Below are 13,762 nucleotides of genomic sequence, written 5' to 3'. Positions count from 1 at the left end.
CCTGTCCGTGAATTGCGCCTCTGCCGACCAGGAGACTTCAGATTTTCAGGTCACTGGGCAGAGGGAGCGGCGACGGATCGAGCCATGCCGATGCCATTTTCATATCAGCCGCCGCACCTTCGGTCCGATTCCTGGTATTTCCAGGGGGAGTCCGTTTTTGGTCCTCGGCCAGCCATTGGCGAACTTTTTCGCTGCAACGGCGAGCCTCGATCAACGCGATTTCAGGATCCCTTCGTGTGACAGCTTCCAACATCGCATTGCGCTGTTCACGCCATTCGAGATAACGGCCCCGCTTCCCGAACAGGATATCGTCTTCCTTGGAAAGCGATGAGGCCAGTTCGAGGGAAATTTGCATGTAGAGATGCAGCACGCGGTTTCCTGATGCCCGCCCGATGATGCTGTTGTGCCGACGTTCGGCGCGGAGGAAGGAAACAAAATCATAGTCTTCGGGGTCGAGCGCGCGGTCGGCCTCCAGGAATTCGATCAGTTCAATTCGCTGATCTTCCGACAGATTGGCGGCCGCCAAGGGTATCAGCGCCAGTCTGATGGTCTCGGTCGACTGCAATATTTCCTCGAGCCGCGCGCCTTTCACCTGCAGCAGGATCGCCGCCATATGGGTGACGCTGGACACTTCAGGCCGGTGAGCGAAATAGCCACCGCCGACACCGCGTCGAGCGGAGACCAATTGTTCCTGCCCGACCAGCGCGGCCGCCTGCCGCAGAGTGGGACGACTCACACCATACCGGCTAAGCAATTCGTCCTCTGGCCCGATCATTTCTCCCGGTTCCACGGACAGACAATCCTGCCGTAGCATAGCGACAGCGCGCCGGACGGCAGGCTGCACGCTTATGTCACTTTCCTTTGCGATCGGCTTCGTAGGCATTCACATGTTCGCTGCTCAATAGAGATTAATCAATGACCAGTGACATAGAGCATCGGGGACTGCAACATCAATGGCTCCTCCCATCAGAATTCGAAGGATTGCAGATGAGGAGACGCCTGAAGCAGTCTGGTCAAAAAAATCTGATCTACCGCCGACGGCCTGAAACGGAAACGATCTTGCACCTATTGAGTAATCTCTATAAGGTCGCTAGAGGTTGAGCTTGGAGAGCTTTCTTGAAACTGACAATGGGTGCGGATGAAACGCAAATAGCCGATTCAGCGGCTCGCTTTCTCGCGCAGCATCTTCCGGTGGCGATGTGGCATAGGGAAGATCCCACTATCAGTAGTGATGTGCTGCGCCTTGTCGGTGAAATGGGATGGTATGGCATCGCTCTTGCCGAAGATCTGGGCGGCTTTGGCATGTCATTGGTGGACGAAGTCATCATTTTCCGCGAGGTTGGTCGTGCTCTTGGTCCCACGCACATCCTACCCACGGCAATGGCGGCAGAAGTGGCGATGGCGGCCGATTGTCGCGCGTTGGGCGACCGTTTCCTCTCCGGTGACACGATGGCGGGCCTCGCCATGCCCTGGCACGGACGGGATAACGCCAGCCATGTCTATTATGGGTTGAGGAGCGCGAAATTCGCAGTCGTCCCTTCACCCCAATGCATGGCACTCTATGCGCTGGACGATGTCCGTCGCGAAGACCTGCCTTGTCTCGACAAGACGACGGCGATGGCGGCCCTTATGCTGAAGGACATGCAGCCCATAGCGAGGGTGGAAGGCGAGGGCGCGTATCTGCGCGCCCAACTCGGCGTAGCCGCCATGCAGACCGGTCTTGCGGAAGCCGCTCTGGCCATGACCGTGGAATATGCAAAGATCCGTGAGACTTTCGGACGGCCCATCGGCGCCTACCAGGCGGTGCGCCACCCCTGCGCGGACATGCTCGTCCGGGCCGAGGCCGCAAAGACGCAGCTTTATTATGCGGCCATTGCCGTGCGCGATGGCCTTGTCGATGCCGCCGAGTTGGTGGACGGCACCAGCGTGGTGGCGCATAAGGCCGCGCTGGGTAACGCGGACCGCATGATCCAGCTCCATGGCGGCATCGCTGTTACTGATGAGCATGACGCGCATCTATTGATGAAGCGGGCGCAGATGATGGCGCAATGGGTCGCGCCCATGCGATCTTGCCTCGACCGGCTGGSGGCCGCCTCCCCCACTTCGGCCGCGTCGCTGCCGACCCTTGCGGGCGCGCTCTGACCATGGATTTAAACTACACCGACGACGAAAAAGCCTTTCGCGAGCGCGCCCGCGCCTGGCTCGCGGAAAACCGCCCGCGCGAGCCTCGCCCGACCGAGCCGCAACGCGCGGGTGCGTTCGATCGCGCCTGGCAGCGTAAATTGTTTGAAGGCGGCTATGCCGGACTCAACTGGCCGAAGGAATATGGCGGGGCCGGATATTCGCTGATCGAACAGCTGATCTGGTTCGAGGAAGTCGCGCGCGTACACGCTCCTAGCCTAAATGCGCTTGCCATCACCATCAACCATGCGGGTCCTACGCTGATCGCGCGGGGAACGGAGGCGCAAAAGGCATTCCACTTGCCCCGTATGCTGTGCGGAGAGTCGATCTGGTGTCAGGGCTTCTCGGAACCCGGAGCCGGCTCGGATCTGGCGGCGCTCAAGACCAGCGGCGAGATCTCGGGCGATGAGATTATCGTCAACGGCCAGAAGATGTGGACATCCTATGGGCATCTTGCCGACTATCAGGAACTATTGATCCGCACCGAGCCGGGCTCGAAACGCCATCATGGGCTGAGCTGGGTCATTTGCGACATGAAGGCGCCCGGTATCGAGGTTGTGCCCGTGACCAACATGATGGGCGAATTGCACGTCAACATGGTGTTCTACGACAATGTGCGCATACCGTTGGCCAATGTGGTGGGCGGTGTCGGGGAGGGCTGGTCGGTGGCGATGTCCACACTATCGATCGAGCGTTCCCTGTCCTTTCTGACCGATCAGGTCGAGCTTCTTCAACGCGTTGACGACGCTTTCAGGCTGGCGGACCGCGTCAAACTCGAAGACGGGAGCGCCGCACGCGACGATGCCGGGCTGATGCGCCGACTGGCCGCGGTAAAGGCCGATGCATTTGCGGTGCGCGCGATGACCATCGCCAACATCTCGCGCATCGCGGAGGGAGGATCGCCAGGTGCCGAGGGCTCGCTGCTGAAGCTTTACGCAACGGAGACCTGCCAGCGTCTTGCCGAGATTGTGCGCGATATGCTGGGGCATGAATTCCTTCGTTACGGTTCAGATCGTCATTCCAACCACTGGACCTACGAGTTCATGTGGGCGTGGGTCCTGACGATATCGGGCGGCAGCTCCGAAATTCAGCGGGAGATCATTGCCGATCGTCTGCTGGGGCTGCCACGGTCACGCTAGCGGGAATTAGAGATGGACGTTACCAAGAGATTGCAGCAGGTCTTCGCGCTCGATCCGGCAGCCCGGGCGGTAGCGCGCGATAATCGCTGGTACAGTTGGGGCGAGCTTGCCGTTGCGGCGGGCAAGCTCGATCGACTGCTGGCGGACGCCGGTATTGGGGAGGGCGCCAAGGTCGCCGTGCTGCTGCGCAATCGGCCCGCGCATCTGGCGGCGGTCGTCTCTCTATTGATGTCGAAACGCTGTCTCGTGACAGTGAACCCACTGCTGCCAGATGGTCCTTTGGCTGACGATATTCGAGGGTTGGCGGTCGCGGGCTGCATCGCCGATCCGGAAGATTGGGAGCGGCCCGGCATCGTGGACAGCGTGCGTTCGCTGGGTGCCATGGGGATAACGATAGCGGAAAGGGAGGGACTGGATATCGAAGCAATGCCGGGCCTGACCGCTACGGAAGGTGCCCGTGCATCGACGCGGCCCGGCGTAGCGATCGAGATGTTGACCAGCGGCACCACGGGAACGCCCAAGCGCGTGCAGCTTCTGTATAGTTCTCTTTCGCGCTCGCTAGAGACCGGCTCCAAATATGAGGCGGGCGCGTCTGATGAACTGGCGCTCAAGCGGAGCGTCGGCATTCAGTGGATGCCGCTCGTGCACATTGGTGGTCTTTTTGGCGCGCTCTATTCGCTCTATAACGCGCGGGCGTTCGTATTGATGGACCGGTTTCAAGTGGACCGCTGGCACGAACTCATTCTGAAGCATCGTCCCAAATTCGCCAACCTGCCGCCCAGCGCTCTGCACATGGTGCTCAGCCGGAATTATCCCAAGGAAGATTTTTCCAGCCTGCTGGCGTTGCGCTCCGGTGCCGCGCCGCTCGACCACGCCCTCGCGCTCGAATTCGAGCGGCGTTATGACGTGCCGGTGCTCGAGGGCTATGGCGCCACAGAGTTTGTCGGTGGTGTGGCCGGCTGGACCATTCGCGATCATCGCCGCTATGCTGCAACCAAGCGGGCCAGCGTCGGGCGCGCCAATGCCGGCGTGGAGCTGCGCGTCGTGGACCGCGAGAGTTTTGAACCGCTTCCCAGCGGCGAGACCGGGCTGCTGGAGGTCCGCTCCCAGCAGATTCAGGACAATCCGGATTGGGTCCGTACGTCCGATCTCGCGTGGATCGACGAGGATGGCTTCCTGTATATCAAGGGACGGGCCGACAATGTCATCATCCGGGGTGGTTTCAAAATCATGCCGGACGGTGTCGAAAAGGCCATATTGCAGTCGGACGATGTCAACGAGGCCTGCGTGGTCGGCATCCCTGACGAGAGGCTGGGACAGGTTCCCGTAGCTGCGATCACCGCTCGTCCGGGGCAGGGGGTCGATCTGGACGCGTTGAAGGATCAGCTGCGCGTTCGACTCAAACCCTACGAGATTCCTGTCGATATACGATTGGTCGATGCTCTTCCGCGCACGCCGTCGCTCAAAGTGAGCCAACAGGGTGTGCGGACGATGTTCACGAAAACACCTGCCTGAAATGCTTTGGATGGGCTTCGGATGGGCCATCCGACGAACCGGAAAGAGGGCCGATGGAATCTCGTTACGTAGGACAGTCAGGTTTGCGGGTTTCGCTTGTCGGCCTGGGCTGCAACAATTTTGGCTGGAAGATCGACAAAGAAGCGTCACGCGCAGTCGTGCAGTGCGCGCTCGATCAGGGCATCACTTTCTTTGACACCGCCGACCGTTATGGCGATCCCTTCGGTGCGTCGGAAGAACTGCTGGGGGAGTTTCTGAGGGACCGGCGGCAGGATGTCATTCTAGCAACGAAATTTGGCATCCCGGCGCACGGCGCGCCGCGGCCCGACAACTCGCGCAGTTTCATCCTACGTGCGGTAGAGGCAAGTCTCAGAAGACTTCAGACGGATTGGATAGACCTTTATTACGTGCATTGGCCCGATCCGGTGACACCGCTGGAAGAGACGCTGCGCACGCTCGATGACCTCGTGACATCTGGTAAAGTCCGGTACATTGCCTGCTCCAACATGGCGACCTGGCGTATGGTCGAGGCGCACTGGGTTGCAAAGGAAATCCACAGCGTTTCCTTTCTGGCCGCCCAGAGCGAGTACAGCCTGCTCGCGCGCACGGTTGAGGCAGACCTGCTCCCCGCGCTCCGGAACTGCGCGATGGGCTTCATACCCTATTACCCTCTCGCGTCGGGCTTGCTCACCGGCAAATATGGTGCAGGCGGAACGGGTGGGAGGCTCAGCGAGAATTTTCTCAATCTGGGCAACCGTTTCCTGACCGAGCAAAATCTTTCTCTCGTCCAGAAACTGGAGGCCTTCGCGGTGGAGCGCGGGCACAGCCTCCTGGAGCTGGCGATGAGCTGGCTCGCAAGCAACCCACTGGTTCCCAGCATCATCGCCGGGGCGACGCGGCCCGAGCAGGTAGAGCAAAATGCGGCGGCTGTGTCGTGGAAGCTGAGCCAGGAAGATCTGGCGGTCATTGATACCCTGTTGAAGGAGTGAGCGATGAAGGCCGATCTGGACCTCCAAACCCTGATCGATCGCGAGGCGATCAAGGAACTCACCGCCCGCTATGCGCGGGAGGTCGCCCGCGGCAACGGGCGGGGAGTGGGCGCGCTTTATGCCGAGGATGGCCGTTTCGCTGCGGGTGCGCTCGACTATAGTGGTCGTGCGAATATTCAGGATTTTCTGGAAGGCGTTATAAAGCCGGGCAAGAACATTCCTCTGATAACAGGACACATCATTGAGATCGACGGGTGTGATGCCACCTGCTTCTCGATCATGTATACGCCTTGGTACCGCGACGAGACCCCCGGCTTTTGCGGCGAATATAAGGATAAGCTACGGAAGGTGGGCGGCCAGTGGTATTTTCTGGAGCGCGACTTTACCTTCTACAAGGGACGCCCCGGCGACGTGTGAGGGACGTCAGGTAATGTCATGACTTGAGGCGCGCCAGCGCCTCGAACGCGGGGCGGATCACCTCCAGCGTCTTCTGCGTATTCATATATTCCGCCATATACTGAAGCTTTCCTTCGGGCGAGAAGCGGAAAAAATAATGCAGATCGTTGGCATAAGGAACGCCCTCGAACGTGGTGGCGCTCGCTGAGGCGCGCACCGCCACGCGGTCACCTTCGGCGATGGTATCGTGGATGACGTAGCTGATACCGCCCGGCATCATCTTGCTGCCGACGATCGAGGCTCGTTCGACCAGCACCTTTCCCGGAATTTCCCCCGAAAGGCCGGACCATCCCTTGAAGTCCTCGGCAAGCAGGTCCGTTGCCAGCTTGCCGAAACGCAGGGATTCGATGAAACGGAGCGCGGTTTGCCGGTTGGCTTCGGCGGTCGACAGGGGGGCGACCATTGCCGGTCAGACGATTTCGCCGAGCAGGGTGCCCACGGCATAGGTCTCGCCGGGCGCGGCGGCTTGCCGCAGGACACCGGTCACGGGGGCGGTTACTTCCTGTGTCGATTTCTCGGACTCAACGGCGTAGACGGGATCGCCTTCGTTGACGGTCGATCCGTCGGGCACCAGCCATTCGACCAGATCGCCTTCGGTCATCGACATGCTGAGCTGGGGCATGGTGAGTTCGGTGGCCATAAAAATCCCTCTTTAGAAGTTCATGAGTTGCTTGATGCGTTGGGTGATCGATGCCTCGCCCGGAATCTGTGCGCTTTCGATCGCGCTGGAATATGCGATGGGGGCGTAGTCCGCGCCCAACCGGGACACCGGCGCTTTCAGTTTGCCGAAAAGCTCTTCGTTGAGGGTCGCGGCAATCTCGGCTCCCAGCCCGCAAAATTCCGTGGCGAGATGGACGACAAGTCCCCGCCCGGTTTTCTGCACGGAACCGATGATGCGATCATAGTCGATCGGCATCAAAGTGCGCAGGTCGATCACCTCGACGCTGATGCCTTCTTCCGCCAGCTTATCGGCAAGCGCGACGCAGCGGTGGACGAATAGTCCATAGGTGATGATGCTGATATCGGCCCCTTCGCGCCGTACCTTCGCAACGCCCAGCGGAATGCGATAATCACCGAGCGGAACCTCTTCCTTGATACCGTGCAGCACGGCCATCGATTCGATGTGAACGCACGGATCGTCATCAAAGATGCAACTGAGCAGAAGCCCTTTCGCGTCCTTCGGGGTGGAAGGATATGCCACTTTGAGACCCGGCGAATGCAGCAGCCAGGCTTCGAGCGACTGCGAATGCTGGGCGCCCAGGCCGCCGACCCCGCCCGCCATAATCGTGCGCACAGTCAGGGGAACCGACGTGGCTCCGCCCGACATGAAGCGCTGCTTACCCGCATGATTGGCGAGCTGATCGAGGCAGACACCGACGAAATCGTTGAACATGATTTCCGCAACGGGCCGCATGCCCGCCAGCGCCGCTCCCATGCCCGCGCCTATGATGGCCTGCTCGGCGATGGGCGTATCCCGTATGCGCTCTTTGCCAAAGCGGGTGCCCAGTCCCAGGGTAGTCTTGAACACCCCGCCGACCGGATCGCCGATGTCCTCGCCCAGCGCAAAGACTGTCGGGTCCATTTCCAGAGCTATTTCGTGCGCATGGCGCACGGCTTCCGCCATATTCATCACCTTTGCTTCGCCCCCGGCGGGTGAAGCCGTATCGGCGCGGACAGGATAATGTCCCCGGTGCGGCACGAAATCGGCCTGGGCAAAGACATCGATGGAAACATCGGATGCCGGCGTGACCACGCTTGCCAGAGCGAAGGCGACGGCGTCGGCGACTTCTTCCTTGGCCGCGTCGACAATATCCGCCAGATCCTGCGCGCTCGCTACGCCCAGTTCAAGCAGCCGTGCCGGCATTTTCCGCACCGGCCAGTCGCGCATTCCCGCCTCGCGCTGCTCGGGCGTCAGGTGCGTGCTGTCCGCAACACCCGCATGGCTGCCAAGACGCAGCGTAACTGCCTCGACGAACACCGGTCCTCCGCCGTTACGGACAGAACGGACGATATCCGCCATCGCCGCATGAAAGCTCTCCGGGTCGTTGCCGTCGAGCTTCGCTCCGCGGAAGCCCAGAGCGTCGGCGCGAGAGGCAAAATCCATGCCCGCCGTGTAATCAGGAATCAGCGTATATTCGCCGATCTGGTTATTCTGGCACAGGAAGATGATCGGCAGCCCCCATGCGCCTGCCAAGTTCATCGCCTCATGAACAGAGCCAATACTGGTAGCGCCGTCGCCGAAATTGACGATCGTTACCCGGCCTTCTCCCCGCATTTTGGAAGCAAGGGCCAGGCCGTTTGCAATAGGGGCGCCGCCGCCGACGATGGCGGTCGTCAGCATCGCACCAACCTCGGGATGCGAGACGTGGGGCGATCCCCCCTTGCCCTTGTTGACGCCATCGGCGCGGCCCAGCATCTCCGCGAACAATCCACGCAGCGGCACGCCTTTGGCTACCAGATCGTGAATGCCGCGATAGGTGGTGACCATATAGTCGTCATGGGAAAGTAGCGGCGCCAAGGCCGCCGGAATCGCTTCCTGACCTGTCATCGGCCAATAGGTGAAGCGGAATTTGCCGCTGGAAAGACCCTTACGGATCGCCTCGTCCACCTCATGGATCCGGGCGATCTGCGTGTAGATCTGGAGGAGTGTCTCCGCCGGGACTGCCACGTTGGTCCTAGTCGACGGTTCGCCGCTGCTTGTCATCCTCCACCCATCCTCATTCATCTTACTCTAATGGTGTGCTTGCCGACAACCCTTCGGCCCTTTCCACTGCTCCCCCGCTGCTTTTGGAGCAGATTGCTGCTTGCTGTCGGCAATGGTTGCGTCTTTCCGTTTGCCATTATAGAGTAAACTGTATTTGATCAAGGCTCAACGAGTAAGCGCATTTGACCAAGCCCAATTTTTGCGTAGCCCTGGGCACCGGCACGGAACAGGCGCAAAAGCCGCCCATCTTAAAAAGAGGTATTTCTAATTGACAGGATTGCGAAATGGGATCCGGAACGAAGCGGCGGCAGTCCAACAAGCAGGACAGGGAATATGGATGATCTGGTAAAGGCGGAGCGGCGTGGACAGGTCCTTGTCATCACGCTCAACCGACCCGACAAACTCAACGCACTCAACCGCGCTATGCAAACGAGGCTGCAACAGCTCTTTGAGGAGGTCCGGGAGGACGGACGCATTCGCGCGCTCGTTATCACTGGTTCGGGAAGAGCCTTTTGCTCCGGTGCGGACGTTGGCCATCTCGGCGCACAGGCGGCGCTTCCCATGGATCAGCAACTCGTTCATCCGCCCTCGTTCACAGCGCGACAGGCCAAATTATACAAGCCTGTCATCTGCGCGGTAAACGGCATGTGTGCCGGCGCCGGCCTGCATTTCGTTTCGGACAGCGACATCGTGATCGCGAGCGATTCCGCGGTTTTTACGGATACGCATGTCAATGTCGGTCAGGTAAGCGCGCTGGAACCGATCGGCCTTCTGCAACGCACGTCGTTGACCACTGTGTTGCGGATGGTGATCCTCGGCAAGGCTGAACGCCTGTCTGCCGCGCAGGCGCTGGCCTCGAACATGATCTCGGAAGTCGTGGCGGACGACCGGCTGATGGAGCGGGCCATGGAGCTGGCAGAACTCGTTTGTGCGGGGTCTCCGGCTGCAATCCAGGCATCACTCAAGGCTATCTGGGAGTCGTTCCACTACCCCTTGGACGTCGCCCTCAATCGGTCCTTCGAACAACTGATCCGTTATCGCGATCATCCCGATGCGAAAGAAGGGCCCGCCGCCTTTCTGGAAAAGCGCCCGCCGCAATGGACGGACGGGTAAGACGGGATGTCAGGAAAGAGGTTAATCTATTTAAGAACGGCGCTGGAATGGCAGCCGTCCCGAGGGAGACATCATGAGTGAAGAATCGCTGCTGAGGGGGATCATATCCGATGATGATCTCGCGCTGCTGCAACTGCGCATCGGCACGCCGAACCCTACGTTGAGAGCGGGTCTGAGCGCTGAGCCCTGGAATCCGGCTGTCACGTCCTTGGCGGTACGGCGCTGGGCTATTTCGATCGGCGATGACAATCCCTTGTTCGTCGATCCGGAGCGCGCGCGCGCGTCACGCTGGGGCGGGACGATCGCTCCCCCCGGTTTCGAATGGTCCATGGGCTGGAACCGGTCGCCCGAAGTGTCGCCGGAACTGCACGCCGCCACGCGAAAAGCGCTGCGGGGCGTCCAGCTGTTTCACTCCGGTGCCGAATATTTCTATTACCGGCCCCTCACTGAGGGGACTGAACTCTACAAGTCCGAATGGCTTGCCGACGCGGTCGAAAAAAAGAGCAAATTCGCCAACCGCACGGTGATCACCACCAATGACAACGCCTATTGGGACAGAGAAGAACGTGTATGCATTGCAAGCAATCGCTGGTTTGTCCATGCTGAGCGTCGTCCGGTGAGCAGCGACGCGGCACGCAGCAGCCGCCAACCGCATACACCCACACATTATTCGGATGAACAGCTGCAAGAGATCGAGCAGGCCTACGACAACCAGTTCCTGCGCGGATCTGAAGCTCTGTACATGGAGGATGTGGTGGTGGGCGATGCCACCCCGTTGATGGTCAAGGGACCTTTGACCGTTACGGATATGATCAACATGCATATGGGCGCTGGTTGGATTACCTATACCAATCCGCCCTATCGTCTCGCGTTCGAAAATCGAAAGCGTTTGCGGGGATTTTATTCGCGCAACGAGTTCGGCGCCTGGGACACGATCCAGCGGGTTCACTGGGACCCGGAACTGGCGGCCAGTGTCGGCGTCAAGGGCATTTATGACATAGGGCCGATGCGCTTCGTCATGATGTGCCATTACCTTACCAATTATGCGGGTGACGACGCTTTCATCCATCGTATCCGTTACGAACTGCGGTCATTCAACTATGTTGGGGACACCAGTTGGCTGAGCGGTCGGATCGTTCGCGCCGAGGTGGACGAGAAACTGGGGCCTGTGATCGAACTGGAAGTGGTGTCCGTCAACCAGCGAGGCGAAGAAAATCTGCGCGGCAGTGCGACGATCCTCGTGCCGTCGCGCGCGCATGGCCCCGTGCGCCTGCCAGAAGCACCACCGATGCCGCGCTATAGATCGGACAAGCCGACAACGCCGGGCCTTTAGAGGAAAAGCGAGACGAACCGATGAGTATCGAAGAGGATATTGCCCGCCTCTATGCACAAATCCGGCCCGATTTCGTGCCGGCGCAGGCGTATCATGACCCCGCTTTTGTTGCGCGGGAAAAGGCGATGCTGTGGCCGCACAGCTGGCTTATGGCCTGTCGTGAAGAAGAGGTGGCCGAAGCAGGACAGTCGGTGGTCTTCGACATCGCCGATGATTCCATTCTCATCGTGCGTGCGTCAGACGGTGTGCTGCGGGCTTTTTACAACGTCTGTCCGCACCGGGGCCGCCGCCTGAAGGATGGAAACGGCAATATCGGAGACAATATCGCCTGCAGGTTTCATGGCTGGCGCTGGAATGCGCGGGGCGAGAATCAGTTCGTTCTCGATCGGGAAAACTGGAATCAGACCGGGGGATTGTGCGCTGCGGATGTGGATCTGGGTCAGGTGCGTGTCGATACATGGGACGGATGGGTCTTCGTCACGCTGGATTCTGACGCGGAGCCGCTCGAGAGCTATCTCGATCCGTTGCCGGATGTATTTGCGCATTTCGATTACAGGAACACGCGCATTGCCTGGCACAAGACGCTGGTGGTGGCGTGTAACTGGAAGGTCGTCCTCGAAGCCTTTATCGAGAGCTACCATGTCGCCATGACGCATCCGCAATCCCTTAAATTCGGGGTTCGCACGCCCGGATCACAGGCGTTTGGGCGGCACTCCTATTTCTTCTACCCCTTTGTGCGACCAAAGGATGCGGAGCCTGGCCTCACGATCGACTATCGGCAGGCGCGCTACACCTACGTCGAGGAAATGCACCGGACGCTGGGTGCGCTGCAAGGCAGACACGCGATGGCCGCCGCCGAACGCCTGATGGCCGAATTGCCGGAAACCGCCACGTTTGACGAGGTCAACGCGGCCTATATGCGCTTCCATGCCGACGCGATGGCGGCAGACGGTGCGCGCTATCCCGCCGCGCTTACCCCGCAGGACATCGCGCGTGCGGGCACGGCGTGGAACATCTTTCCGAACATGGTCATTCTGCCGACGGTTGACGGTTTGCAGGCCTATCGTGCGCGACCCAATGGGGATGATCCGTCCTCAGCCATTTTCGACGTCTGGTGGCTGGAGCGCAGCGCGCCGGACGCTCCGTCGAGCTTCATTCATGAATATTTCCCGGATATGGAAAGCTTTGCGGGTCAGTGCTTCTTTCTCGAACAGGATTTTGACAACATCAAGGCTGTTCAGGATGGCGTGAAGTCGCGCGGATTCCGCGGCGTGCGGCCCAATCCGCACCAGGAAGTGACGGTGCAGAGTTTCGAGAAGACCTATTATGAATATCTGCTCTGGCCACGCGGCGAGGGCGCGGACACATAGCCTTCAGCGGCGTTTGTCCAGCGACCGCTTCTTGGTAGTAAGGGCTTCGCGGAACATATCGGAACCGAGCAGATCGGTTTGAGCCGCGACACCGGCTGCCCATTCGTCGTCCATCGACGATTCAAGGCCGCGATGGATTAGTTCCTTGGCCCGCGCGAATGTCGCGGCAGGCCGGGCTGCCATGGCTTTCGCTCGCTCCTGCGCTCTCGCTCGCATGATCTGAGGATCGTCGACCAGTTCGTTTATGAGGCCATAGCGCAAGGCCTCGTCGGCATCGATCCGTCTGCTTTCCAGCATCATTTCCTTGGCGAGCGGCAGGCCGACGATATGGGGCAACATGACTGCTCCTCCCAGTGGCGGGATCAATCCGAGTTCGATCCAGCTTTCGTGGAAAAAGGCTGTGCGATCGGCAATGCGCACGTCGCACATCAGTGTCAGTTCGCAGCCGACCGTGATGGCCCCGCCGGCAATCGCGGCAAGAGTGGGTTTCGCGCATCGGAAAAGACGCCGGGCAGCACCCTGGAACCATTGATAGATCTGCTGGCCCGCTTCGGTATTTCGGCCAGATGCGATGTCCTCCAAAAAACCAAAATCGCCCCCTGCCAGAAAGTGCCGTCCTTCGCCCGTGATCACGATAGCCATGACGTCCCGACTTTCGATATGGGCATCCAGCGCATCGCACAGCGCCTTCATGGAAGACGGTCGGGCAGCATTGCCCGCCTCGGGGCGGTTTATTGAAACCCAGCCGATGCCATCATCGATCCAGCTCAAGATTTCCTGTGATCGGGTCACCCTGTCACTCTCTTTTACGGCGATGGCGCTACAGCCAATACAGATCCCTCTATTGCGAGCGGTTGCAGTGTATGTCAATTGGTCGGCCCATATTTCCCGCTTTATGTGGATATCCACACGAGATTGCACCGCACGAGGCTTGCCCCCTTTTTAAATAGAGAATACTCAAT

The 13,762-nt window shown here is 59.8% G+C and carries 13 protein-coding genes; 8 read left to right on the top strand and 5 right to left on the bottom strand.

All coding sequences use genetic code 11. The features are described from left to right. Positions 1–37: 37 nt before the first annotated feature. Positions 38–883 (bottom strand): FadR/GntR family transcriptional regulator, encoded by an 846-nt coding sequence (locus ASE00_RS14715; protein ID WP_082594714.1) that lies wholly within the window; start codon positions 881–883, stop codon positions 38–40. A gap of 233 nt (positions 884–1,116) precedes the next feature. On the opposite strand from ASE00_RS14715, the gene ASE00_RS14705 reads away from it, so the two are divergent. From ASE00_RS14705 to ASE00_RS14685, 5 genes are read left to right on the top strand one after another with little or no spacing between them, the layout of a single operon-like run. Continuing rightward, positions 1,117–2,142: an acyl-CoA dehydrogenase family protein gene (locus ASE00_RS14705; protein ID WP_156405434.1), complete on the top strand. Its 1,026-nt coding sequence runs from the start codon at positions 1,117–1,119 to the stop codon at positions 2,140–2,142. Further along, positions 2,049–3,320, top strand: coding sequence for an acyl-CoA dehydrogenase family protein (locus tag ASE00_RS14700; RefSeq protein ID WP_235538683.1), 1,272 nt, complete (start codon positions 2,049–2,051; stop codon positions 3,318–3,320). The genes ASE00_RS14705 and ASE00_RS14700 overlap by 94 nt, the downstream gene beginning before the upstream one ends. 12 nt (positions 3,321–3,332) lie before the next feature. Then, the gene (locus tag ASE00_RS14695) at positions 3,333–4,835 is read left to right on the top strand and encodes a class I adenylate-forming enzyme family protein (RefSeq protein ID WP_082594713.1); all 1,503 of its coding nucleotides are present in this window, start codon (positions 3,333–3,335) and stop codon (positions 4,833–4,835) included. 53 nt (positions 4,836–4,888) lie between these two features. Continuing rightward, complete coding sequence (locus ASE00_RS14690) at positions 4,889–5,824, top strand: aldo/keto reductase (protein ID WP_056381461.1); 936 nt, start codon at positions 4,889–4,891, stop codon at positions 5,822–5,824. A 3-nt stretch (positions 5,825–5,827) separates the two neighbouring features. Next, on the top strand, positions 5,828–6,241 hold the full coding sequence (locus ASE00_RS14685) for a nuclear transport factor 2 family protein (protein ID WP_056381459.1): 414 nt from the start codon (positions 5,828–5,830) through the stop codon (positions 6,239–6,241). 16 nt (positions 6,242–6,257) lie between these two features. Here the strand turns inward: ASE00_RS14685 and ASE00_RS14680 are convergent, their stop codons facing one another. Genes ASE00_RS14680 through ASE00_RS14670 form a run of 3 tightly spaced genes read right to left on the bottom strand, consistent with a single transcriptional unit; the run spans position 6,258 to position 8,984 of the window. Next, entirely contained in the window at positions 6,258–6,683 is a 426-nt protein-coding gene (locus ASE00_RS14680) for a nuclear transport factor 2 family protein (RefSeq protein ID WP_056381456.1), read from the bottom strand. A gap of 6 nt (positions 6,684–6,689) precedes the next feature. Next, positions 6,690–6,920, bottom strand: a complete 231-nt coding sequence (locus ASE00_RS14675; RefSeq protein WP_056381454.1) for a biotin/lipoyl-containing protein — start codon at positions 6,918–6,920, stop codon at positions 6,690–6,692. Between the two features lie 12 nt (positions 6,921–6,932). Further along, complete coding sequence (locus ASE00_RS14670) at positions 6,933–8,984, bottom strand: thiamine pyrophosphate-dependent enzyme (protein ID WP_162256466.1); 2,052 nt, start codon at positions 8,982–8,984, stop codon at positions 6,933–6,935. 333 nt (positions 8,985–9,317) lie between these two features. On the opposite strand from ASE00_RS14670, the gene ASE00_RS14665 reads away from it, so the two are divergent. The 3 genes from ASE00_RS14665 to ASE00_RS14655 all read left to right on the top strand — a co-directional run bounded on the left by ASE00_RS14665 (position 9,318) and on the right by ASE00_RS14655 (position 12,800). Then, positions 9,318–10,097, top strand: coding sequence for an enoyl-CoA hydratase/isomerase family protein (locus ASE00_RS14665; protein ID WP_056381450.1), 780 nt, complete (start codon positions 9,318–9,320; stop codon positions 10,095–10,097). A gap of 73 nt (positions 10,098–10,170) precedes the next feature. After that, on the top strand, positions 10,171–11,430 hold the full coding sequence (locus tag ASE00_RS14660) for an FAS1-like dehydratase domain-containing protein (protein WP_056381448.1): 1,260 nt from the start codon (positions 10,171–10,173) through the stop codon (positions 11,428–11,430). A 20-nt stretch (positions 11,431–11,450) separates the two neighbouring features. Continuing rightward, on the top strand, positions 11,451–12,800 hold the full coding sequence (locus ASE00_RS14655; RefSeq protein ID WP_056381446.1) for an aromatic ring-hydroxylating oxygenase subunit alpha: 1,350 nt from the start codon (positions 11,451–11,453) through the stop codon (positions 12,798–12,800). 3 nt (positions 12,801–12,803) lie between these two features. Here ASE00_RS14655 and ASE00_RS14650 read toward each other — a convergent pair whose 3' ends face one another. Continuing rightward, positions 12,804–13,571, bottom strand: coding sequence for an enoyl-CoA hydratase/isomerase family protein (locus tag ASE00_RS14650; protein WP_162256465.1), 768 nt, complete (start codon positions 13,569–13,571; stop codon positions 12,804–12,806). Between the last annotated feature and the right edge of the window lie 191 nt (positions 13,572–13,762).

Origin of the sequence: Sphingomonas sp. Root710, assembly GCF_001429065.1 — a bacterium.
Lineage (GTDB): Bacteria > Pseudomonadota > Alphaproteobacteria > Sphingomonadales > Sphingomonadaceae > Rhizorhabdus.
Note: the sequence above shows the minus strand (reverse complement) of the source record. Positions and strands in the feature narration are given on the sequence as shown.